This window comes from Ancylobacter sp. 3268 (genome assembly GCF_031456575.1).
Lineage (GTDB): Bacteria > Pseudomonadota > Alphaproteobacteria > Rhizobiales > Xanthobacteraceae > Ancylobacter.
Window position 1 is genome coordinate 201,700 of record NZ_JAVDUX010000006.1, and the last position, 24,714, is coordinate 226,413.

Here is a 24,714-nt window from a genome sequence, read left to right on the forward strand (position 1 = left end):
GTTCTTGTCAGGGGGTGATGATGCCGGTCGCGAGGCCATAGGCCCCGATCAGGCCGGCGATGACGGTCACGGCGAAGACGATGAGTTCGACAGGCGTGAACAGCCGCGCCCTCAGCTCGCGCCGCGCCCAGAAATAGAGCACGGTGCCCGGCACGAAGAGCACGGCCACTAGCAGCACGTATTTCAGCCCGGCGGCGACAAACATGAACAGGGTGTAGATGACGGCGATCCAGCCGAAGATTTGGTCGCGGCCGCGCTTTTCCGGCGTCTGCTCGTAGCCGATGCCGCTGCGGGCCAGCAGCACGCCATAGCCGGCAACCAAAAGATAGGGCAGCAGCGCGGTGACGCTGGTCATGTCGAGCATGAAGTTGAAGGCGTCGCGCGACCAATAGGTCGAGATCACGAACAGCGAGACGACGATATTGGTCAGCCACAGTGCATTGGCCGGCACGCCGTTGCCGTTCTGCGCCGCGAACATCTTCGGCATGTCGTTGGATTTCGCCGCGGCGAACAGCACTTCGGCGCAGATCAGCGACCAAGCGAGATAGGCGCCGAGCACCGAGACCAGCACGCCGACGGAGATGAACACCGCCCCCCAATGCCCGACCACCAGTTCGAGAGCGCCGGCAAGCGACGGGTTCTGCACCCCGGCTATCGCCGCGCGGGGTGCCGTGGCGAAGGGCAGCAGCGTGACCGCCACCATAAGTCCGGTGACGGCGACAAAACCGAGGACGGTGGCGGAGCCGACATCCGAGCGCTTCTTGGCGAAGCGGGAATAGACGCTGGCGCCCTCGATGCCGAGGAACACGAAGACGGTGATGAGCATGGTGTCGCGCACCTGCGCCAGCAAGGTCTTTTCCGGCATGCCCACGCCGCCGAAAAAATTCTCGGAGAACTGCGCGTAGTTGAAAAAGAAGATGAAGGCGAGGATCGCCACGATCAGCGGCACGATCTTGGCGATGGTGACGACGGTGTTGATGAAGGTCGCCTGCTCGACGCCGCGCAGGATCATGAAATGGAACGACCAGATGCCGATCAGCGACACGATGATGGCGATGGCGGTGCTTCCATCTCCGAAGACCGCCGGGAAGAAAAAGCCGAGCGTCGAGCCGATCAGCACCCAGTAAAACACGTTGCCGAGACAGCTGCCGAGCCAGTACCCGAAGGCCGAGAGGAAGCCCATATAATCGCCGAAGCCAGCCTTGGCATAGGCGAAGACGCCGGAATCGATGTCCGGTCGCCGCTCCGCCAGCGCCTGGAAGACCCGCGCCAGCATATACATGCCGGTACCGGCGATCGCCCAGGCGATGATGGCGCCGAACGGCCCCGTCGCGGTCGCGAAGCGGCCGGGCAGGTTGAAGATGCCGGCGCCGACCATCGAGCCGACCACCATGGCGATGAGCGAGAACAGGGAGAGTTTGCCAACCGGCTTGTCAGCCATGATGCGCCTCGCGACATGGGGATGATACTGGGTGGGTCAGGAACCGAGAATGTTTTGTCATCTCAATAAATTGGCTTCTCCCCAACTGCCGGCATGTAATCCCAAACATGGACGCTTGTTAAGCTTCGTCGCCGCAGCAATCTTGCTGCACGCGCGAGATGAATGTGCGTGTGGAGATGTATTTCTGAGCTTACAGGGCGAGAATATTTGCACCGCAACATGCGCGTATTTTCGCCATGCGCCCCCTCTGCGGCGGCCACTTATTATAACCTCCAGAGGTATGATAGCCCGCCAGCCATAAGGGCTCACGTGACCGGCCGCGGCGCACGCAGCGACCCATCAGCGGCGAGCCAGATGAGAGAGATCCTTGCGTTGCGGATCCGCGAATCGCGTGCGCTTCGCACTGCACGCATGCACGGCCTGCCGCACCGTCCTCATCAGAAAAATTTGCGGGGAAACTCACAATCCGGCGGTAGCTCCCTCCGGCCCACACGAGGCGCAGACCCGCCCCGACCATCCAATAACGCGGCCGGAACCATCATGAGCAGCGGCGATGCTTCATCGGCAGAAGCCAACCGGATGGCCAAGCGTATGGTCGTGGCGTGAGGCGGCGGCCTCAGGCGTTCAATTCGAGCCGATAGGCGTAGCTGTCGCCACGGAACAGGCTCTCGACATACTCAACCATGCGCTGCTGCCTGTCGAAGGAGCGGCTTTTGACGAGAAGGCACGGCCTGGGCTCGCTGAAGCCGAAGACCGCGCATTCCTCGGCGCTCGGCGAAGTGGCCTCGATCGATTTCTCGCAATGACCGAGCGGCACGCCATTATCGGCGAGATAGCCGTAGACCGAGCCCGACAGATCCGCCTCGGCGAGGCTCGGGCAGCATTCGAGATCGTACCAAGCTACCTCGCGGGCGAGCGGGACGCCATCTCCGTAGCGGATGCGGATAAGATTGAGGAACATCGTCGTCGAGGGACGTCCGAAGATCGAGGCAATCGATCGATTGGCCACGACAACGCGCTCGACGATCCGGCTCGTCGGCTTGCGCCCCAGTTCTTCCATCTCCTCGGTAAAACTTCTCAGCCGGTTCAGGGCCGGCACCGGCACCGAATCCGCCTCCTGAACAACATGGCCAAGCCGGCCATGCGCGGCGAGCAGCTTCCGCTTGCGCAGCGCGTCATAGGCACGCTGGACCGTGGTGCGGCTGACGCCCAACTCCGCCGAAAGCTGACGCTCCGCAGGCATGGTGAAGCCGACAGGCAGGGTTCCCTCCGCGATCATCGCGGCGACCTGCTCTTCGAGCTGTCGATAAATAGGCATGGCCGTATCGGTATGCACGAAAAGGCTATCAATGAGCCGCGGCGCAATAATCATGTCAACCTTAAACTAAAATGGAGGCGCATGAACCAGCCCAACAGGTTGAGCCGCGACGTCTCACAACATAAAACCAACGCCAAACCAGCTAAAAACCGGCGGTTGGCGAGCAATGTTATCGTCTTGGAAAATAAATCGGTCGCAAATAAGGCTTAGTAACGATACCCTAAGGGATGCGAGCCGATATTGCGGCCACCCCCTGACACACGATCGCGGACGAACGCCTTCCGTCAGACCTAGCTGCGGAGTGCTCCCAGTGCCTGATCGATACCTTTGAGGGGAACCTTCAACCGGACGGGTTGACCGTTCGTCATCATGAAGCCGCCGAACGCCTCGGTGCCGCCGGCAAGTTCGCGGGAGAGAGCGGCGTCGAACATTCCCGCTGCCTCGCAGCCATTGGCGTCGCACAAAATGTAATCCACCTTGCGCGGCTTGCCGGCATCGATGGTGAGCTGCACTCCGTCCTTGATCATCACCCCGAGCGGGGTGCGCAGGGCAAAGACGGGTTTGCCGGCTCCGTCATTGCCGATCTCCCAGATCAAGATGTTCTGGCGGTTCTGGCTGCTGGTGATCCGCAGATTGGCCGAGCAGATCTTCTTTGCGCCCTTGGAAAGGTTGTCACGGCAGGTCACCGTCCAGTTCTCATAGACCACGGTTTCTGTCCGTGGCGGGGCCGCGGGGTTCGGCTGCGCCGCAGGCACCTGGGCGGAGGCCTGGCCGGCAATGGCCATGCCGGCGAGGGACAACACCAGGCCGAGAAATCCGAGACGACGAGGCGAACATTGGCGGGTCATGTGAGTGCTCCTCTCGGGCACAAGCCTCCAGCAAGGCGGCCACCATTGCGCATGATCACAAAGAAACAGGCCGCCCCCGCAGGATCGACCTGTCGCTCTGCGATCCTACCGACAGATTACCACTTGTAGCGCACGCCGGTAAGCGCCGTTCCCGAGGTGAAGTCTCCGTTGAACTTGATGTTGGCGTTTACGAAACCGCTCCATCCGCTGTCCTTGGAGAACCAGTTGAGATTGCCCCCCACTTCGCCGAAGGCGCCGTCGAAATCATCCGCCACGTTGAAAGGCGTGCCCGGATTGACGATGGTAACGGTGTTGTCGCCGTCGAACTCGTACCACAGGCGACCGACGGCCGAGGCTTCCATCCAGTAGGTGTCGGTCTCATGCAGCCGACCGCCGATGCGGGCGCCCAGGGCCCCGCGCAGGCTGTCCCCATCATTGAACTGCACGCTGGTGCCAGAGAGGCCGTCCAGATTGTCGATGCTGGTGTTCACATAGGCCAGCGTGGCGACCGGCTCGAAATACAGCGTCTCCGTCCAGGCCATGCGATAGCCGCTGTCGAGCACGAAGCCGACCGAGGTCACATCGCTGCTCTCGCTGGAATAGCCGAAGCCGCCCAGCGTCGGCGCGCTGTAGTCGAGGTCGAGGAAGTCGGCCTTCAGCAGGGCGTCGAGGAAGAAGCCGCCATTGATATAGGTGCCGTACACGCCCACCGTTCCACCCGAATAGTCACCGGAGGTCGGCGAATTGTCGAAGTCGAGCGAGGAGGTGATGTAGCCGCCCATGACGCCGAAGAGCCACGCCGTGCTGTCGGTGGTCTTGCCGAAATCGGCGCCGACGATGAAGCCGTAGGTGTCCTGGCTGTAGGAGGTGTCGAAGCTGTAATCGTTGCCGAGGGCGCTGTAGCTGGAGGTATTGTCACGCGACATCCAGCTGCCGACCGCCTTCGCCCATACGCCGGGCGTGACGCTCTGCGCCGCGACGGGCGGTGCTTTGGTGACCAGTCCGTGCTCCTTGGTCACGATGGTCGCGGCAGGACCAGCCGGCACCGGGTTCAGCAGATAGGAGCGCAGGTCGGCCTGGCGATCGAGCCAGAGGCCGGCGGTCTCGTGCCAGATCGTCTGCGCGCCGGTGATAAAGGATGGCAGCTCATAGGCCTCCTGATCCGGAACGCCGACCAGATATTGCCCGGTACCGCCGCCGGCGACCGGCGCCACGGCGAGGTCGTAGATGAACAGGCCCTTGTCGATGACGCCGCCGAACTTGTTCACATAGTTGGACGAGTTCGGGTCGATCACGAAGTTCGAGGCGTTCGTCGTGCCGTTCTGAGCGGTGACGACCAGGATGCCGTCCGGGTTGAAGCTGCCCGGCCCGGTGTTGAGATCGTTCACGAAGATCTTCGTCGTACCGAGCGTGGCGGCCCCCGCGATCGGGTTGCCGTTCACATCAAGCCCGCCGATCACCAGCCGATCCGAGGTCGAGCCCGGGCCGCCGAGATAGGCGTCGACGCCCAGCCCGCTATTGCCCACCCCGGTGAAGGTGCCGCTGGTATAGGTGACGTCGCGCGCGGCATTGAAGGCGAGGGTGCCCGGCGCCTCGTCCACCATCGTCAGCAGGCCGGCCCCGGCATTGGCCGGGTCGCCGTTCACGAAGCTTTCCAGCGCGAGGAAGCTGGTCTGCTCGGCGACATTGCCCTGCAGCGCGGTGACGATGCGGCCGGGATTGGTCAGCGTATCGGCGCCGGCGCCGAAACCGTTAGTGCCCACCACCACCCAGCTGTTCGAACTGAGATTATTGACGCTGTCGGCGGTGTCGGTGAGGCCGATGCGGCCGATGAGGGTGCCCGAATTGTTGATGGTGGTCGCACCGCCATCGGTGTCGATGACGATGCGGCCGGCGGCGGTGACGAGATCATTGTTCGCCGGGACACTGCCGTCGAAGGCCCAGGAGGTGACCAGCGCGGCATTGCCGATATTGATCACTGTGGCATCGTCGCTGGTGACCGAGATCACCGCATTTGGCCAGCTCTGGCCGGAGCCGGAGACGATGGCGTTCTGGCCAACCGTCACCGTCGCGACATCGGCATTGATGATGCGGATGGCGCTGCCGGTGCCGGTCGCGCCCGCGTCACCGCGGATGAAGCTGTTCTGCCCCGTCGTGACACCGACATCATCCCAGCCGCCGGCGACGATGGCGTCGCTGCCGGCACTGACGGAGCTGCCGAAACCGGCCGTCACCGATGCGTCGTTGCCGCCGCTGCCGATATTGTTGAACGCCGAGATGCCGGTGCCGCCGGAGATGAGGCGGGACGAATCGCCGGTGATCACCACCGTATCGCCAGACCCGCCCGAGAGCTTGGTCGCCGCGATGCCGGCATTGGCGGCGGATATCACCGTCCCCGAACCGGTGATGACGGCGGCATCGCCGTCCTGCGCCTCGCCATAGGCAGTCACACCGGCGGCGGCCGTGATGTTGCCCAGAACGAGGACGCCGATCTCGCCGGCGCCTGCTGTCTTGGCGACGCTGATGCCGGTCGCTCCGGCATTGATGGTGCCGAAATTCACCACGGCGACGTCGCCGTTGCCGACCTCATGGTCGATGTCGATACCGTCTTCCGCGGCGACGATGCTGCCGCCGGCGCTGACGACGACCGCCTCGGTGCCATTGCCGTCACTGGCGAACTTGTTCACCGAGATGCCGTCGTCTCCGGCGGTGATGGTGCCGAAGCTGTTGGTCGACACGGTTACGACGCCCGCGCCACCGCCATTCAGCACCAGGATGCCGTCATTGCCTGTCGCGGCTCCCGAAAGCCCGCCAATGGCGCCGTTGACAGTGAGGGTGGTATCGCCATCGCCGCCCTTGAGGGCGAGCACACCGACGCCGTCGGATTGGATCGAGCCGGCGTCATTGACGTTGATATTGACGTTTCCTGTGCCGATATTGCCGCCGAGAATGCCGACCTCCATCGCCTGCACATTGGCGTTCACATTGACCGTGGCGGCGCCGGAACCGACGGTGAAGGCGCCGCCGCCCACCACCGGCGGATCGATCTGGGCATTGATGGTCGTGGTGGCGTTGCCGCTGCCCGCCGCGAGCGCGAACACGCCGACATAGCCGCCGCCCGGCACCGAGACCTTGGCATTGGTGGTGACGTTGGCGTCGCCGCCGAGATTGAAGCCGACCACGCCGGCGACCGGCGCCACGACCTCGCCGAAGGTGGTGACATCGAGCGAGCCGCCGCTGCCTATGGCGCCGCCGATCACACCGACACCGGACGTGGCGACCACGGTGCCATTGGTGACGAGGTCGACATCCGCATTGTCGCCGATCTGCAGGGCGCCGACGCCCAGCAGATTGCCGGTCACCGACGCCCCGGTGGTGACGCCGAGCGCACCGTTCTCACCGATGCCCAGCCCGAGCACGCCGAGCCCGTCACTCGAAGCGACCGCCGCCTGGGTCGTGATTAACAGCGAGCTGTCGTCGCCCACCGCGACGCCGCCGACGCCGAGATAGCGGCCATCCACCGTGCCGCCGGTGACGACTTCGATGACGTTGCTGCCAAGACCGATGCCGGCCACGCCAAGCCCGTCGATCGAGACCACCGGCCCCGCCGTCTCGACGGAGAGCGAGCCGCCCGCTCCCGCGATGAGGCCACCGACGCCGAGATAGCGGCCGTCCACCGCATCCCCGGCGAGAACGTTCACCGAGGTGTCGTCGCCAAGGCCGATACCGACGACGCCGAGCCCTTCGGTCGCCGTGACCGAGCCTTGCGTGGTCACGCCGAGGCTGCTGCCCGCGCCCACCACGATGCCGCCGACACCGAGATAGCGACCGGAGACCGCCGCCTCGGTGAGAATGGTGGCGGAATTGCCGGACGTCCCCACCGCGCCGCCGAGGACGCCGAGACCATCGGCCGACGCGACCGCCTGCTCGGTGGTGACCACCACGGTGCTGTCGTTGCCGAGATTCAGCGCCCCGACGCCGAGGTAGCGTCCGGACACGGCGCCCTGGGTCAGCACATCGACGTCGTTCGCGTTACCTACGCCCAGCACGGCGACGCCCAGGCCGCCGGCGGAGGTGACATCGTCCACCGCCGTCAGGCCGAGCGTGTTCTGGCCGCCGATCAGCAGGCCGCCGACGCCGAGATACTCCCCTTCCACCGTATCGGAGGTGAGAATCTGCACCTGGTTCCGGTCGCCGATCGCTCCGCCGAGCACGCCGAGACCGCCCGCCGCATGCACCTCGTCCTCGGTGAGGAGGGTGACGGTGCTGTCGTCGCCGATATTCAACGCTCCCACGCCGAGGAGATCGCCCTCGACACGGTCACGGGTGGTGACATCGAGCCGGTTGTTGGTGCCGATGCCGAGTCCCACGACGCCGAGCCCGTCCGACGACGTCACGTCGGCGCGCGTCAGGATGACGAGATCGCTGTCATTGCCGATGATCAGGCCGCCGACGCCGAGGAAACCGGCATCGACGGATCCGTAGGTTTCGATGTCGACGCTGCCATTGGCCCCGATGGCGGCACCGACCACACCCACCGCATCGGACGTCACCGACCCGCTGCTGATGGTGCCGATCTCGACCGTTCCGTTGTCGCCGACGACCAGACCGGCAACGCCCGCGATACCGGCATCGACCGGGCCAGTGGAGGAGATCGTGACGCCATTGCCGTCGCCGATGGCCGCGCCGGCGACACCGAGGCCATCGGTGAGGACAGGGCCGAGATTAGTGACGCTGACCGCGCCGGCCCCGCCATTGTCGCCGATGAGCAGGCCGCCTACACCGAGAATGCCGGCATCGACCGGGCCGCTGTTGACGACGGAAACCGTGTTGCCGGCCCCGATGGCGACGCCGATCACGCCGAGCCCGGCGGTAGCCACAACGCCCTGGTTGCCGACATCCACGGCTCCGTTATCGCCGACAAGCAGACCGCCGACCCCGACGATGCCGGCGCTGATCGGGCCGGTATTGTTCACGTCGACGACGTTGTTGTCGCCAATCGCGGCGGCGATGACGCCGAGGCCCGATGTGGCAATCGCTCCGGTATTCGACACGGTGACGGCATCGGCGCCGCCATTGTCGCCGATCAGAACGCCGCCGACGCCGAGCAACTGCGCCTGCACCGACCCGGTATTCTCGACATCGACCTCGTAATTGTCGCCGATGGCGAGGCCGAGTACGCCAAGACCACCATTGTTCTTGATGATGCCGCCATTGTCGACGACCACCGCTTTGCCGGCGCCGCCGGCGCCGATCGCGACTCCGGCCACGCCGACGAAGCCGCCATCAATGGTGCCGGTGTTCTCGACCAGCACGTCATTGCCGTCGCCGACAGCGAGACCGAGCACGCCGACAGCGAAATCGGAGACATCGCCGCGGTTGTCCACCACCACGTCCGGCGGGCCGGCGGGATTGTCATCGCCGATCTTCACCGCACCGACTCCGAGCAGCGGCGTGGCGCCGGCGCTGGAGAACACATCGGCATCGTTATCCGCCACGGCGTGGCCATCACCCACATTGAGCGCGACGACACCGATCAGATCGGCATCGATCGTGCCGGATGCGGTGGTCGAGGCGGTGCCATTGCCGAGGGCGAGCGAGCCGGCACCGATGAGCGGCGGATCGATGGTGCCGTTGAAGTTGACCCTCGCGTCGCCGCCATTGGAGATGGCGCCCACGCCGATCAAACCGCCCGGCGCCACTTCCACCAGGCCATTCACCGTCACGGTGGCATTGCCGTTGGTATTGAAGCCCAGCACGCCGCCGGCGGTGCCGGCGACATCGTTGGCCTGCACGTCGACCGTCCCCGGCGTCCCGCCGGTGGCGAGCGAGCCGGCAAGCACGCCGAAACCGTCACCGCCGACCACACGACCGCCGCGCGTGTCGACATCGACATCGTTGCCGCCATTACCGATGGCCAGCGCGACGACGCCGGAGCCGTTGGTGCCGGTGACGTCGCCGCTGGTGGTCACGTCGACGGTGGCCTTGCCCTGACCGACGGGCCAGGTAAGCGGATCGCTCGGATCGAGGCCGGTAATGTCGCCGCCGACGCTGCCGGCGATCGCCACCACACCGAACTGGTCACCGGTGATGGCGGCGCTGCCCGTAACGTGCGTGGTGGCATCCCCCTCATTGCCGCTCAGCGAGCCGGAGGCCGATACCGCGAGCACGCCGATCCCCGTCGTCCCCGCCACCGATGCGCCGTTAGCGGCCACCGTGGTGGACGTGTCGAGGTCGAGGCCGGCGGACAAAGCGCTGATGCCGTTGACGTTTCCGACGACGCCCGCACCGGCGCCCGTGGTTACGGAGGTCGCGCCACCCAGGCCGAGCAGGCCGATCGAGGTGGCGCTGATACCGTCGCCTCCCAGTCCGGTCACGACGCCGCCATTCACCAGCACGGTCGCAGGGCCGCCGAGGGTTGCGACATTGATGCCGTTATTGCCGCCGATCACGGTGGTGCCGGTAGTCGTGACGGAGGTGGTACCTCCGGTCACCGCGATGCCGTCGCCGGACGCCCCGGTGACCACGCCACCGATCAGATTGATGCCTGAGGAGGCGGAGGTGATGTCGATGCCGTCATCCGCCCCCTGATAAGTCGTGTTGATGCCGGAGACGCTCACCGTTCCGGCGGTGATGTTGAGCGCGTCGCCGCCGCCGCCGATGATGACTCCGCCCGTGGTCGTCACATTCGACGAAGCGGCAACGATGTTGATGCCGGTTCCCGCCGTCGAGTTGACGCTTCCGCTGCCGGAGTAATTGCCGACACCGGGGGACAGGATATCGACCGCGTTCACCGCGCCCGATCCAAACGTGTTGCTGATGCTGCCCTGGTTGTTGACGTCGCCGATCGAGCCGACGCCGCGTCCCGAAACCGCGACACCCGCCCCCACATTCGCCGGAGGCGCGAGGCAGTTGCGGCCTCCCAAGCCGAAGATACCAGCATTGGTGGCACCGGTGGCGAAGTTGCAGGCGGCCTGCGCCGGGCTCGCGCCGACGAGCGCCGCCGCCGAGATCATGGCCACCAGGGTGGTCGCTATCGCCGTGGAGCCAAGGAGCCCACCGCGCCGCGCCTCTGATTGACCGCGGAAAGCCGGCGACCTGCGCACGAAGCCTGCGCGACGCGTCTCGAACGTCATGCTGTTCCCCAATCCCCGCCGCCGCCTTTTTCAGGCGGCTTCCCCGGACGCGACGAATCACGCCCAATTCTGCACCATCTGGCCCTATCCGACCGCGAATGGCCACGACCAAAATCAGTCCATGAATTGGGGTATCAGCGAATTCTTGATGCAACAAGCAGACGCATGTTCATTTACTTGGCGGGTGCAGGATTGATTATGTTGCGTGGCGTTTTTGACACCCCCGTCGCGTAGAAGGCTTCAGCCTCCACTCTCGGCCGAAATGCCTGCAAATAAAGAGCCGACGGGCAGCGTCGTATCATGATGCATTGCAATAATTCCGGCCGCACACGCGCAACCTCGATTTGACGATGATTGGAACGGTACTTAGCGGGTTCAGACCCGAGACGCTTTTCATCACCCCTGCGGGAACCGGGCGTCAACGCTCAGCCGCGCTGGCCGGTCGCGGCATCGCGGTGCAACAATCTGCGGCATCGGCGGTTGGACATGGCCGCCGTCAGCATCAACGGAGGCTGAGGTGAAACCGGATTTCTTTAGCCTCGCCGTCCGTGGCCATAGCCCTTTCCAGAGATCTGCACCGCGAACGCACATGGCGCCGCCGCCTTGTGCTAAGGGATCATTCGCGGCGCACTCGGCGACTGAAACAGTTCAGATCGATCGATTTGATGAGACGAGAACATGGACGTCACACTGACGGCGAAGCTGTTCGCGGCCCTGTTCGCGATCATGAACCCGCTCAGCACCATTCCGGTCTTCCTCGCCCTGACCGCCGATCTCACGCCGCCGCAGCGCCGCAGCGCCCTCATCGCCATGATCGTCACGGTAACGGCAGGGGCACTGGTCTGCGCCCTCGCCGGACAGGCGGCGCTTTCCCTATTCGGCATTGACGTGCCGCATTTCCGGCTCGCCGGCGGGTTGATCGTGCTGATGATCGCGCTCTCCATGCTGAGCGGCGACGATCACTCCTCGCATCAGGGCACCGAAGCCGAGCAGCAGCATTTCGAGACGGTCGCCAATGTCGGCGTCTACCCGCTCGGCCTTCCCATCGCGCTCGGTCCCGGCACCATGGCGACGCTGATCGTGTTCGCGCAGGAGGCGCATGGAACCGCCGGCGTCACGGGCTATTATGCCGGTCTCATCGGATATCTGGTCTTCTTTGCCGCGGCGATGGCGCTGGCGCCGGTGATCGGCAGCAAGCTCTCGCCGACGGCGCTGTCGGTGTCCAAGCGTCTGATGGGCATCATCCTCGCCGCCATCGCCATGGAAATGATCACCGGCGCGCTCGGGAGCGTGTTTCCCGGCTGGCGGCACTGAGGCGCCACCTGCAATCGAGCGGGCCGGTCCGCCCGATGGCGGTATCGCCGCCACCGAGATGCGCGACAGGAAATGGCCCTATTGCGCCTCCGGGGGCATCCCGCCGTCGTTTGCCACTGCCGTCAGGATTGCCACGGAAGAAGCCGGCGGCGGCGCACACGATGCCGCCTGAAGGCGTCCCGGCGTCCGGCTATTCGGCGGGTGCCGGCGCGTGCACCGGGGTCGGGGTCACCTCGACCGCCGGATGGCTGTGGATGCGCCCGATCAGCGAATAGACCGTCGGCACCACGAACAAGGTGAGCAGCGTGCCGAGCGTCATGCCGCCGACGATCACCCAGCCGATCTGCTGCCGGCTTTCGGCGCCGGCGCCGGTCGCCAGCGCCAGCGGCACCGCACCGAGCACCATGGCGCCGGTGGTCATCAGGATCGGCCGCAGGCGCAGCACCGCCGCCTCGATGACCGCAGCGCGGCGGTCAAGGCCGGCCTCCTGCTGCTGGTTGGCGAATTCGACGATCAGGATGCCGTGCTTGGTGATCAGGCCGACCAGAGTCACCAGCCCGATCTGCGAATAGACGTTCAACGTACCGCCGGCATAGTAGAGCGCGGCGAGCGCCCCGGTCATCGACAGCGGGACGGTGAGCATGATGATCACCGGGTCGCGGAAGCTCTCGAACTGCGCCGCCAGCACCAGATAGATGAAGCCAAGCGCCAGCACGAAGACGACGGCAAGGCTCTGCCCAGCGGCGCGGAATTCGCGGCTCTGGCCGGCAACGTCGGTGCGCACCGTATCGGGCAGCACCTCGCGCGCCGCCTGATCGAGGAACGCCAGCGCCTCGCCCTGCGAGAACCCCGGGGCCAGATTGGCGGAGATGGTGGCCGAGCGCAGCTGGTTGAAGCGCTTGAGCTCCTGCGGCGCCACCGTCTCGCGGACCGAGACGAGGTTGGCGAGTTGCACCATCTGCCCGTTGGCCGAGCGCAGATAGATGGTGTCGAGCGTGGTCGGCGAGGCGCGGTCGCTGGCGTCGAGCTGGACATAGACGTCGTATTGCTCGCCGCTGACCTCGAAACGCGTCACCTGTCGCCCGCCAAGCAGGCTTTCCAGGGTCCGGCCGAGCACGGCGACATCGATGCCGAGATCCGCCGCCTTGGCACGATCGATGGTGACCGAAATCTCCGGCTTGTTGAGCTTCAGATCGCTGTCGACACTGACGAGGCCGGGATAATCGGCGATGCGGGCCAGGAACTGGTTCACATACTCGTCCAGCTCCTCATAGGTGCCGGAGGTCTGCAGCACGAACTCGATCGGCCGGGAATTATTGGAGGCGCCGAGCGAAGCCGGGTTGTTGGCGTAGGCGTTGACGCCGGCGATGCGGCGCAGCTGCGGCGAGGTGGCGGCGACGATGTCCTGCTGGCGACGCTCGCGATCGTCCCAATCCTTCAGCCGGCCCATGACCAGGAAGCGGTTTACCTCCGGCATGCCGTTGATGATCAGCACCGAATCCAGTTCAGGAATCTTGCCGAGGATGGTGTCGATCTGCCCGGTGTAGCGGGAGGTATAAGACAGCGTCGAGCCTTCCGGCCCGTTGCCCGTCACCCGCACCGTGCCGCGGTCTTCGACCGGCGACAGCTCGGAGGGCAGGACCACGAAGAAATAGGCGCTGGCGCCGGCGACGACGAGCGCCAGCAGCAGCACCAGCGCCCGCATCCTCAGCACGCCGCCGAGCATGCGCCGATAGCCTCCCTCCAGCCCGCGCAACCCACGTTCGACGAAAGCGGAAATCCGGCCAGGATTGGGCTCGTGCCTGAGCAGGCGCGAACACATCATCGGCGTGAGCGTCAGCGCCACGAAGCCGGAGACCAGCACCGCCCCGGCCAGCGTCAGCGCGAACTCGGTGAACAGGCGTCCGGTGCGGCCGGCGGCAAAGGCGACCGGCGCATAGACGGCGGCCAGCGTCAGCGTCATGGCGATGACCGCGAAGCCGATCTCCCGGGCGCCTCGGATGGCCGCGGGAATGGGCTTCATGCCGTGCTCGATGTGGCGGAATATGTTCTCCAGCACCACGATGGCGTCATCGACCACCAGGCCGATGGCCAGCACCATGGCGAGCAGGGTCAGCGTATTGACGCTGAATCCCAGCGCATACATCAGCGCAAAGGTGGTGATCAGCGAGATGGGGATGGTGATCACCGGGATCAGCGACGCCCGGAACGAGCGCAGGAAGATCACGATCACCAGCACCACCAGCACCACCGCCTCGAGGATGGTGTGGAACACCGCGCGGATCGAGCGGTCGATGAATACCGAATTGTCTTGGCCGATGGTGGCGCTCATGCCTTCCGGCAGCGTGTCGTTAATCTCCGGCAGCACCGCGCGCACGCCGGACGACACGTCGAGCGGGTTCGCCACCGCCTGCTTGATGATGCCGACGATGATCGCCTGCCCGCCATTGAAACGGCTGGAACGACGCTCGTCCGCCGCGCCGAGCTCGACCCGCGCGACGTCGGCAAGCCGCACCTGGGCGCCATTGGCGCGCTTGACGATGATGTCGTCAAACTGGTCGACGGTGGCGAGCGCGGTGCGCGAGAGCACGTTGAACTCGCGATCCGCGCTCTCGATGCGACCGGACGGAATCTCGACGTTCTGGGCGCGCAGGGCATCCTCGACGTCCTGCACCGTCAGCTCATAGGCGGCAAGGCGCTCGCGGTCGATCCAGATGCGCATGGCATAGCGCCGCTCGCCATAGATCTGCACATCGGCGACGCCGGTCAGATTCTTGAAGCGGTCGACGACGTAGCGGTCGATATAGTCCGACAGCTCCAGCGCGTTCATGCGGTTGGAGCTGAACACGATGAACACCACCGGCTGGGCGTCGGCCTCGACCTTGGAGATCACCGGCTCGTCGATCTCGTCCGGCAGGCGCTGGCGCACGCGGCTCACCCGGTCCCGCACGTCGCTGGCCGCCACGTCCGGATTCACTTCGAGGCGGAAGCGCACGGTGATGCGGCTCGATTCCGAGCGGCTGGTGGATTCGAGGACGTCGATACCCTCAATGCCGGCGATGGAGCCTTCCAGCACCTGCGTGACCTGGCTCTCGACGATGCTCGCCGAGGCGCCGGGATAGCGGGTGACCACCGATACCACCGGCTCGTCGATGTTGGGATATTCGCGCACGGTGAGGCGGCTGTAGGAGACGATGCCGACCAGTACCATCAGGAGGCTCAGCACCGTGGCGAAGACCGGGCGGCGGATGCACAGCTCCGATATACCCATTGCGCCGCCTCAGCTCTGCGTGGCCGGCGGGGTCGGCACCACCTCGACCGTGGCGCCGTTGCGCAACCGGCCCTGGCCGGCGACCACGACGCTGGCCCCGACCGGCACGCCCTTGAGGATCTCCACCTCGCCGGCACGGCGCTGGCCGAGCTCGACCTTGGTTTCCTTGGCCTTGCCGTCGGCCACCAGCCAGACGAAGCGCTCCTGCCCGCGCGGCACGATGGCGCTCTCCGGCACGAACACCGTCGGACGGCTGTCGAGTCCCTTGACCACCACCCGCACGAACAGGCCGGGCCGCAGCACCAGATCCGGATTGGGCAGATTAGCGCGCACGCTGATCGAGCGACCATTGACATCGACCATGGGATCGATGGCGTAGACAGTGCCGGTGAAATGGCGGTCCGGCATCGCATCCACGGCAATCTCGACATTCTGGCCGGGGCCGATCTGCCGCAGGAAAATCTCCGGTACCTTGAAGTCGACCTTGAGCACGTCGATCTTTTCGAGGTTCACCAGGGCGGTACCAATCGGGATATACGCGCCGACGGATATGGAACGCAGACCGACGACGCCGTCGAACGGGGCGCTGATCGTATGCTTGGAGATTTGCACGCGCTGGGAATCGATCAGCGCGGAAGCGGTGTTGAGCTCGGCCTTCGCCTCGTCGAGCGCGCGCGCGGTACCGGAACCCGACTGCTGCAGACGCTGGGCGCGATCGTAATTGGCCTTGGCGAGTTCAAGCCGCGCCTCGCTCTCTTCCAACGAGGCCTTAACTAGCGCCGCATCGAGCTGGACGAGCACGGCGCCGGCCTGCACCTGTTCGCCTTCCTTGAAGGCCAGCCGCTCGATCCGGCCGGCGACCTCGGACGCGACCTTGACCGATTCGTCGGATTGCAGCGTGCCGATGGAACGGATGTCGGAGGTGACCTGTTCCTGCCGGGCAACCGCCACCTCGACGGGGATGCGAGGCGCCTGACGGGCTTCCGGTGCGGCACGCGCCTCGCCCTTCACGGCGGACAGGCCACCCGCGATCCAGCCCTGCCGATGGGCGAGCATTCCAGCTCCCGCCAGCACGGCCAGACAGAGAAGCAGGCCCGTCACGCGTCGCATACACATTTCCTCGCCTATCGCCGCGCTGCAAAAAGCGCCCAGGGTGCGACAGTGCAGAACTCCTGAAAAGTTCCAACTTAAAACTTTGTCATAAAGGCCAGCCGGCGATCACATCGGCGCTGGTCATGGTCATCCTATCACAGACAGCCGGTTCAATCCGGCAATGCCTTGAGGAAGGTACGCATCACCGCTACGGAATTATTCGCCGCGAGATCCATGAAAACGAGCATCTCGTTCTCGCCCGGCCCGCCGCCGGCGAGATCCGACAGCGCCCGGAAGACGATGAACGGCACGCCGTTGGTCGTCGCCACATGGGCGATGGCGGCGCTTTCCATATCCAGCACCTGGGCCTTGAACGTGTCGAAGGTGAAGCTGCGGAAGGCGGCATTGTCGACGAAGGCGGGGCCCGAGACGCCGTGGCCGCCGACCCGCACCCGCGGCGCCTTCAGCAGGCACACCTTGTCGGCGCTGCAACGCTGGAGTTCGCTGTCGGTCACGGCCTCGCTCTTGCGCGCCACCTCCAGCATGGCGGGATCGACATCGAACCAGAACTGCCGGGGCGAGGAGGCCTGGCCTCGCGGAACACCCGCACGCCACGAGGAAACATCATGCCGAAATTGGCGAAATCCGGCGTGTCATCGGAGGGCAGCCGAAAGCCCTGCGGCGTCTCGCGGGCCAGGATCACCTCGAGATATTGCCCCCAGCGCTCCGGCACCGCGATGTCGCCGATGTTCAGCGAGGGATCGACGCCGCCAGCGATGCCCGAGACCACGATGCGGGTCACATTATAGCGATCCAGCGTCATCTGGGTGGTCATCGCGGCATTGACCATGCTCACCCCGGTCATCACCAGCACTACCGGCTTGCCCTCGATCTCGCCGGTGACGATGGGAACGCCCTTATAATCGCGCTCCTCCATATGAGTGGCGACGGCACGCAAGGCCTTCCATTCGGGTTCGAAGGCACACAGCACGGCGATGCGGGGCGTCGCATCCACCGGCTCCGCCGCCGCCGGCAGCAGAGAGATCAGCAGAACCATTGCGGCGAGAAAAAAGCGCAGCGGCGAGACGGCAGACGACATGATGCCCCCAGGAATAGAAACGGCGCGCCATCACAATGGCGCGCCGACGATCCTACAGGGCGGGCGGCACCGGCGCACCAGCCGGCTAAGCGCCCTCAGCCGTTCCTCACCATCACGTGCCGCACCACGGTGTAATCCTCCAGCGCATAGGCGGAGAGGTCCTTGCCGTAGCCGGACTGCTTGAGCCCGCCATGCGGCATCTCGCTCACCAGCATGAAATGGCAGTTCACCCAGGTGCAGCCATATTGCAGCCGGGCGGCGGTCGCCATGCCCCGGGAGATGTCCCTGGTCCAGACCGACGAGGCCAGGCCATAGTCACTGTCATTCGCCCAGGCCACCGCATCGTCGACATCGGAAAAGCGAGTGACCGACACCACCGGCCCGAACACCTCGCGCCGCACGATCTCGTCCGACTGCAACGCACCGGCAACCACGGTCGGCTCGTAGAAGAAGCCTCGGCCGGAAGCCGGCTTGCCGCCCGTCGCCACCTCGATATGGTCGAGTTCCGAGGCCCGCTCGACGAAGGAGGCGACGCGGGCGCGTTGGCGGGCGGAGATCAGCGGGCCGATGTCGTTCTCCTCGTCGTTCGGCGACGCGAATTTCAGCCCGGAGACTGCCGAGGCGAGGTCGGCGACGAGGTTGTCGTAGATCCTGTCCGCCGCATAGATGCGGCAGGCGGCGGTGCAGTCCTGTCCGGCATTGTAATAGCCGAAGCTCTTCACGCCCTCGACCACCTCGGCGAGATCGGCATCATCGAACACGATCACCGGCGCCTTGCCGCCGAGTTCGAGATGGGTCCGCTTCACGCTCCTTGCAGCGGCAGTGAGCACCTTCTTGCCGGTGGCGATGTCGCCGGTGAGCGAAACCATCGCCACCTTGGGATGGTTGATCAGCGCATTGCCGACGCTCTCGCCGCGCCCAACCACCACATTCACCACCCCTTCCGGGAAGATGTCGGCGATCAGCCTGGCGAGCTTGAGCGTGGTCAGCGGCGTCTGCTCGGAGGGCTTTATCACTACGGTGTTGCCGCCGGCCAGGGCCGGGGCGAGCTTCCACGCCGCCATCATTAGCGGGTAGTTCCACGGCGCGATGGAGGCGACGACGCCGATCGGGTCGCGGCGGATCATCGAGGTATGCCCGGCAAGGTACTCGCCCGCCACCATGCCGTGCTGGGTGCGCACCGCGCCGGCGAAAAAGCGGAAGCAATCGACCACGCCGGGGATTTCGTCGCGCAGCACCGCGTGGCGCGGCTTGCCGCAGTTCAACGCTTCCAGCGTCGCGAAGGCTTCCGCCTCGGCCTCGATGCGGTCCGCAAGCTTGAGCAGCAGGTAGGACCGCTCGACCGGCGTGGTGCGGGCCCAGTTCCTGAATGCCGCCTCGGCGGCATTCACCGCCGCGTCGATCTGGTCGACGGAAGCTTCCGGCAATTCGATCAGCGTCTCTTCGGTCTTGGGATTGAGCACCGTCTCCGGCGTCTCGGTACCGGCGAGGAAGGCGGAGCCGATCAGCATCTCGGTGTCGAAAGTGGCGGTCATATCGGGCTTCTCCCTATTTGCCGGCAGTTATCGCCCCCTCGCCGCACCCCTTGCCTGCCCTCCCTCGCGGGCGAGGTAGTAGGCAGCGAGGATGGGCAGGAAGGTGACGAGGATGACGAGGACGGCGACGACATTGGTGACCGGCCGCTGGCGCGGGCGGATCAGCTCCGACAGCATCCAGATCGGCAGGGTCGATTGCTGGCCGGCGGTGAAGGTGGTGACGATCACCTCATCGAAGCTAAGCGCGAAGGCGAGCATGCCGCCGGCGAGCAGCGCGGTGCCGATATTCGGCAGTACGACGAGGCGGAAGGTCTGGAATGCGTCGGCGCCGAGGTCCATCGACGCCTCGATCAGCGAGGGCGACAGCCGCCGTAGCCGGGCGACCGCATTGTTGTAGACGACGACGATGCAGAAGGTCGCGTGGCCGAGCACGATGGTCCAAAAGGAGAAAGGGATCTCCATCAGCCCGAAAGCCTGGCGCAGCGCGATACCGGTCACGATGCCCGGCAGGGCGATCGGCAGCACGAACAGCAGCGAGATCGGCTCCCGGCCGAAGAACTTCGCCCGTGCCAGTGCCCCGGCCGCCAGCGTGCCGAGCACCAGGGCGATGAGGGTCGCAATTGCCGCCACTTTCAACGAAAGCCCCACCGCCGCCCAGATATCGGCCCGCCCCCACACCACGCCGAACCATTTCAGCGTGTAGCCCGGCGGGGGAAAGGCGTAGCTCTTCTCCTCGGTGGTGAAGGCATAGAGCAGGATGAACAGCAGCGGCACATGCAGGAAGGCGAGCCCGCCGAGCGCCGCGATCTTCAGGCCGAGCGAGGGGCGGGTCATCGGGCGGCGCTCCCGTTTTCCTTGCCTCTCCCGGTTGGGGAGAGGTCGGCCGCGCCGCGGACGCGCGAGGAGGAGCGCGCGGAAACATCGAGGCCGAACGCTCCCTCACCCCATCCCACCGCGCCGCCACCGGACATATCCGAGGTCGGCCTCATGAGAGGCCGAACGCGGTAACAACCGGGTTCGGCGCGGGGAGAGGATGCCGCACCGTCCGCGTGGTCGCGTCGTTCACATCGCATCGAAGGCTCCCGTCCGCTTGGCGAGCGTCAGGAACAGCGCCATCACGAGGATCGGCACCAGCGAGAAGGCGGCGGCGAGCGGGATGTTCCCGGCGGTTCCCTGCAGCGTGTAGACTGCTTGCCCGAGCACCAGGGCCGAGGTGCCGATGATCTGCGGCACGATGTAGTCGCCGAGCGTCAGCGAGAAGGTGAACACCGCCCCCGCCACCACGCCGGGCATGGCGAGCGGCAGAATCACGCTTCGGAACGTGTAGCCGGGGCCGGCGCCGAGATCGCCAGCGGCCTCGATGAGGCTCGACGGTACCCGCTCCAGCGCCGACTGCACCGGCAGGATCATGAAGGGCAACCAGAGATAGGTGAAGGTGAGCACCATGCCGGTATAGGAGACCGACAGCGACGGCCCGCCGACCAGCGGCAGCGCCAGCCACGCGTTCAGCGCGCCGTCGAGGCCGAGGCGGCCGGCGAACCAGGAGATGGCGCCCTCCTTCGCCAGCAGCAGCTTCCAGCCATAGACCTTGACGAGGTAGCTCGACCACAGCGGCATCATCACCGCGAGGTAGAACGCCGCCTTGGCGCGCGGCCCGGCATAGCGCGCGGCATAATAGGCGATGGGAAAGGCGATGAGCGCGCACAGCAGCGTAACCGCCGTGGCGATGCCGACCGTGCGCATCAGAATGTCGAAATTGGCCGGGCGGAACAGTTCCAGCAGCGTCGCCGTGGTCGGCTCGCGCACGATGGTGCCGGAGAATTCGTCGATCGAGAAGATCGCCTGGCCGAGGAAGACGAACAGGCTGCCGAGATAGACCAGGCCGAGCCAGATGAGCGGCGGCGCGAGCAGCAGCAGCACGATGAGCTGCCTATGGCGCAACAGCGCGTCGGAGAGGCGGCGGAGAACGCCCTCGCGCGGCGCCGGCAAATCGAGGCTGGCGAGGCTCATCGCTCACCCTCCATCGGCATGAGCGCCGCCAGCGGAATGGCAAGGCGCACACTCTCCCCGGATGCGGGCGCACGATGGGCGGCCGGCACGGCGGCGGTGAGCGCCACCCCGGCAGAGGTGCGGACCGCGAGGCGCCGCACCGGCCCCTGATAGGAGACATCGACGACGTGCGCCTCGATCGCGGCGGCGTGGTCCGGCACCGGCGCGCCGGCAGCCAGCAGCGCGATCTTCTCCGGCCGCAGGCTGTAGAGGCCGCCGGCGGCGCCGAGCGTGACCGCCATCTCGGATTCGATCACATTCGCCGCGCCGACGAAGGCCGCGACGAAGCGATTGGCCGGACGCTCATAGACCTCCTCCGGCGGGCCGACCTGCACGATGCGGCCTTCATTGAACACCGCCACCCGGTCGGCCATGGAAAGTGCCTCGCCCTGGTCGTGAGTGACGAACACGAAAGAAAGGCCCAGCGCCCGTTGCAGGCTCTTTAATTCGACCTGCATCTCCTCGCGCAGCTTGAGATCGAGCGCGCCCAGCGGCTCGTCCAGCAGCAGCACCTTGGGGCGCACCACCAGCGCGCGGGCGAGCGCGACGCGCTGGCGCTGGCCGCCGGACAGCTGCGCCGGCCGGCGCGTCTCCAGGCCGGCTAGCTTGACGAGGGCGAGGGCTTCGCGTGCGAGCCTTTCACGCTCGGCACGGGCAACGCCGCGCACTTTCAGCCCATAGGCGACGTTCTCGCCGACCGAGAGATGCGGAAACAGCGCGTAATCCTGAAACACGGTGTTCACCGGCCGGCGATAGGGCGGCAGACCTTCCACCGTCTCGCCGAAGATCTCGATATGCCCGGCGTCGGGCTGCTCGAAGCCGGCGATGAGGCGCAGGCAGGTCGTCTTGCCCGAGCCGGACGGACCGAGCATGGCGAAGAACTCGCCCGGCGCGATGGAGAGATCGACGCCATCCACCGCTCTCACCGCCCCGAAATGCCGGGCTACACCGGCGAAACGGACGGCGGGGATGGCGGTGCTGGCGGTGAAGGCGTGCATGTGACGGTCCAGTTCAACGCGCGCAACCTCATCCCGAGGTGCAGGCGAAGCGAGCCTCGAAGGATACCCGTCCGAGCGTCTTCGGTTTCAGCATCCTCGAGGCACGGGCTTTCGTCCGGGCCCCTCAGGATGAGGGTGTTCGAGAATGGCGCGGCTACCGCCCGCCGAGCACGGCGATGTAGTCCGACACCCAGCGATAATAGGGCACGCAACCCTCGGCCTGGGTCGGACACTTGGCGACCGGCGTGCGCCAGAAATGCGTCTTCTCGAAGTTGCCGGCGCCATTGGTCGCGCATCCCTCAGCACCCAGCAATTCATTGCCCTTGCAGGCCGCCGGCACCGCCGGCACCGAGCCGAACCAGGCGGCGAGATCGCCCTGGACCTTCGGGGAGATCGAATGCTCCATCCACATATAGGCGCAGTTGGGATGCGCGGCGTCGACATGCATCATGGTGGTGTCGGCCCAGCCGGTGGCCCCCTCGGCGGGAATGGTCGAGGCGACCGGCTTCTTCTGGCTCACCAAAAGGTTGACCTGGAACGGCCAGGAAGAGGAGGCGACCACGCCCTCATTGGTGAAGTCGTCGACCTGGATCATCGCATCGTGCCAGTAGCGCTGCACGATCTTGCGCTGCTGGCGCAGCAGATCGAGGGCCGCCTTGTACTGCGCCTCGGTCAGCTCATACGGGTCCTTGATGCCGAGCTCGGGCTTGTGCGCCATCAGATAGAGCGCGGCATCGGCAATGTAGATCGGCCCGTCAAAGGCCTGGATGCGCCCCTTGTTGGACTTGCCGTCCGGCAGGGTTTGCTCCTCGAAAACCACGCTCCAGCTCTTCGGCGCTTCGCCCTTGAAGGCTTCCGTATTGTACATCAATACGTTGGAACCCCATTGATAGGGCACGCCGTAATGCACGCCGTTCACCGTGTGCCAGGGCGCGCTCTGCAGCCGGTCGTCGACGCTTGCCCAGCTCGGGATCAGCTTGGTGTTGATCGGGGCGACCTTCTTGCCGGCGATCAGCCGCTGCGAAGCGTCGCCGGAGGCGGTGACGAGGTCGAAGCCGCCCTCGTTCATCAGCGCCACCATCTCGTCGGAGGTGCCGGCGGTCTTCACATTGACCTTGCAGCCGGTCTTCTTCTCGAAATCGGTGACCCAATCATAGGCCTTGTCGGTCTCGCCGCGCTCGATATAGCCGGCCCAGGCGACGATATCCACTTGCCCCTCGCCCTTTCCGAGCTCTTTTAATTCAGCGGCGACAAGGGGTTGCACGGTGAGCGAGGCACAGGCGACCAGCGCCGGCAGCTGCAGAAAACGGGTGTACGTGCGCATGCTTGTTCCCTCTGTTCTGCGGGCCTTGCGGACCCTTTGAGGGAAGTGTGCCGCTGCGTCCGCCCGCTCGCCACACCAAAGAAAAGAACGCAGGCATCGGAAAAACCGATGAGTTATATTGCGGCATTCCCAAGACAGAGGATGGCGTCAGGCGATGGCACCGCCATGGCGGATGCGGGCCGGCTGGCGGGTGCCGGCGACGGACAGGAAGCCGGCAGCGGCGGGCGAAAGCGGCGAGCCGCGCCGCCAGGCAGTGGCGACCTCGATGGCCGGCAGTTCCTCGGCGAGCTGGCGCGCCTCGATCTTGTCGCCCTCCAGCGACCAGGGACGGTAGGTGAGGTCCGGCAGCACCGCCACGCCGGCCCCGGTCGCCACCAGCGAGCGCACCGCCTCCACCGAGCGGGTGCGGAAGGCGACCGGCGGGCGGATGCCGAGCCGGCGCCAGACGATCTCGGACGCCTCGGCGATTTCGTCAATGGTGAGAAGCACATGCGGTTCCTCGGCGAGATCGCGCAGGCTGACTCTCTCCTCGGCGAGCGCCGGATGGCCGAGCGGCATCCACACCCGGTAGGGCGAGACCTGCACCGGCTCGGTCTGCAAGGCGGCGGAACGCCGCCCGGGCGGCAGCACCATCACCGCGACATCCAGTTCGCCGCCGACGAGGAGATGTTCGAGATAGTCGCCGGCGTCCTCGACCGCCTCCACCGCCACGCCGGGGAACGCCCGGCGGAAGCGGGCCAGAAGGTCGGAGAAGACGTAGCCGGCGACCAAGGGCGTCACGCCGAGCGCCAGCCGGCCTTCCAGCGCCGCGCCTTCCGAGCCGGAGAGCGCGCGGCGGGCATCGGCGACATCGCCGAGGATTTTTCGCGCGTGACGCAGGAAATGGTGGCCCTTCAGCGTCAGGTCGGCGCCGCGGGCATGGCGTTCCAGCAGCTTGAAGCCGAGGTCGAGTTCCAGCTCGCGCAACGCCTCGGTGACGGTCGATTGCGAGATGGAGAGGATATGCGCGGCCGACGATACCGAGCCGTTCTCGGCGACGGCGACGAAATATTGCAACTGGCGCAACGAGAAGGCCATCGGAAAACCCGATATGACTGTCAATGGCCGATGGTAACATCGGCCCCCACCGGCTGGATAGACTGCCGGACAGGCCGAGAAGCCAGTCTGATGCGGTGTATGATGGGAACGAAAACGACCGACCAAGGCCGATGAGGCCAGACATCGTCCCGGCCGTCCCGGCGATGTTGCCGATAAGACGGTCCGAGCGTGGTTGCCCAGCCGGCCCCTGC

15 protein-coding genes are annotated in these 24,714 nt (G+C 65.8%); 1 reads left to right on the forward strand and 14 read right to left on the reverse strand.

The window, feature by feature from the left end:
• Window positions 1-7 precede the first annotated feature (7 nt).
• The 4 genes from J2X65_RS11010 to J2X65_RS11025 form a co-directional block, all read right to left on the reverse strand.
• A complete protein-coding gene (locus J2X65_RS11010) occupies window positions 8-1,441 on the reverse strand; it encodes a basic amino acid/polyamine antiporter (RefSeq protein ID WP_310200954.1) in 1,434 nt (477 codons plus the stop codon).
• A 616-nt stretch (window positions 1,442-2,057) separates the two neighbouring features.
• The gene (locus J2X65_RS11015; RefSeq protein ID WP_310200955.1) at window positions 2,058-2,813 is read right to left on the reverse strand and encodes a GntR family transcriptional regulator; all 756 of its coding nucleotides are present in this window, start codon (window positions 2,811-2,813) and stop codon (window positions 2,058-2,060) included.
• Window positions 2,814-3,049: 236 nt separating this feature from the next.
• Window positions 3,050-3,607 carry an invasion associated locus B family protein gene (locus tag J2X65_RS11020; protein ID WP_310200956.1) on the reverse strand — a complete coding sequence of 186 codons (558 nt, stop codon included), beginning with the start codon at window positions 3,605-3,607 and terminating at the stop codon, window positions 3,050-3,052.
• Window positions 3,608-3,723: 116 nt separating this feature from the next.
• Window positions 3,724-10,629, reverse strand: coding sequence for a hypothetical protein (locus tag J2X65_RS11025; RefSeq protein ID WP_310200957.1), 6,906 nt, complete (start codon window positions 10,627-10,629; stop codon window positions 3,724-3,726).
• A 792-nt stretch (window positions 10,630-11,421) separates the two neighbouring features.
• On the opposite strand from J2X65_RS11025, the gene J2X65_RS11030 reads away from it, so the two are divergent.
• A complete protein-coding gene (locus tag J2X65_RS11030) occupies window positions 11,422-12,057 on the forward strand; it encodes a MarC family protein (RefSeq protein WP_310200958.1) in 636 nt (211 codons plus the stop codon).
• Between the two features lie 190 nt (window positions 12,058-12,247).
• On the opposite strand, the gene J2X65_RS11035 is transcribed toward J2X65_RS11030, so the two are convergent.
• From J2X65_RS11035 to J2X65_RS11080, 10 genes are all read right to left on the reverse strand, one after another.
• Window positions 12,248-15,328, reverse strand: coding sequence for an efflux RND transporter permease subunit (locus tag J2X65_RS11035; RefSeq protein ID WP_310200959.1), 3,081 nt, complete (start codon window positions 15,326-15,328; stop codon window positions 12,248-12,250).
• 9 nt (window positions 15,329-15,337) lie between these two features.
• On the reverse strand, window positions 15,338-16,438 hold the full coding sequence (locus J2X65_RS11040; RefSeq protein ID WP_310200960.1) for an efflux RND transporter periplasmic adaptor subunit: 1,101 nt from the start codon (window positions 16,436-16,438) through the stop codon (window positions 15,338-15,340).
• Window positions 16,439-16,590: 152 nt separating this feature from the next.
• On the reverse strand, window positions 16,591-16,965 hold the full coding sequence (locus J2X65_RS11045; RefSeq protein ID WP_310200961.1) for a hypothetical protein: 375 nt from the start codon (window positions 16,963-16,965) through the stop codon (window positions 16,591-16,593).
• Window positions 16,932-17,519 (reverse strand): 5'-methylthioadenosine/S-adenosylhomocysteine nucleosidase, encoded by a 588-nt coding sequence (locus J2X65_RS11050; RefSeq protein WP_310200962.1) that lies wholly within the window; start codon window positions 17,517-17,519, stop codon window positions 16,932-16,934. Before J2X65_RS11050 ends, J2X65_RS11045 begins: the two co-directional genes overlap by 34 nt.
• A gap of 95 nt (window positions 17,520-17,614) precedes the next feature.
• The gene (locus J2X65_RS11055) at window positions 17,615-19,054 is read right to left on the reverse strand and encodes a gamma-aminobutyraldehyde dehydrogenase (protein ID WP_310200963.1); all 1,440 of its coding nucleotides are present in this window, start codon (window positions 19,052-19,054) and stop codon (window positions 17,615-17,617) included.
• Between the two features lie 27 nt (window positions 19,055-19,081).
• Complete coding sequence (locus J2X65_RS11060) at window positions 19,082-19,888, reverse strand: ABC transporter permease (protein ID WP_310200964.1); 807 nt, start codon at window positions 19,886-19,888, stop codon at window positions 19,082-19,084.
• Window positions 19,889-20,116: 228 nt separating this feature from the next.
• The gene (locus tag J2X65_RS11065) at window positions 20,117-21,064 is read right to left on the reverse strand and encodes an ABC transporter permease (protein ID WP_310200965.1); all 948 of its coding nucleotides are present in this window, start codon (window positions 21,062-21,064) and stop codon (window positions 20,117-20,119) included.
• A complete protein-coding gene (locus J2X65_RS11070; RefSeq protein ID WP_310200966.1) occupies window positions 21,061-22,101 on the reverse strand; it encodes an ABC transporter ATP-binding protein in 1,041 nt (346 codons plus the stop codon). The genes J2X65_RS11065 and J2X65_RS11070 overlap by 4 nt, the downstream gene beginning before the upstream one ends.
• A 154-nt stretch (window positions 22,102-22,255) precedes the next feature.
• Window positions 22,256-23,425: an ABC transporter substrate-binding protein gene (locus J2X65_RS11075; RefSeq protein WP_310200967.1), complete on the reverse strand. Its 1,170-nt coding sequence runs from the start codon at window positions 23,423-23,425 to the stop codon at window positions 22,256-22,258.
• Window positions 23,426-23,572: 147 nt separating this feature from the next.
• The gene (locus J2X65_RS11080; protein WP_310200968.1) at window positions 23,573-24,502 is read right to left on the reverse strand and encodes a LysR family transcriptional regulator; all 930 of its coding nucleotides are present in this window, start codon (window positions 24,500-24,502) and stop codon (window positions 23,573-23,575) included.
• Between the last annotated feature and the right edge of the window lie 212 nt (window positions 24,503-24,714).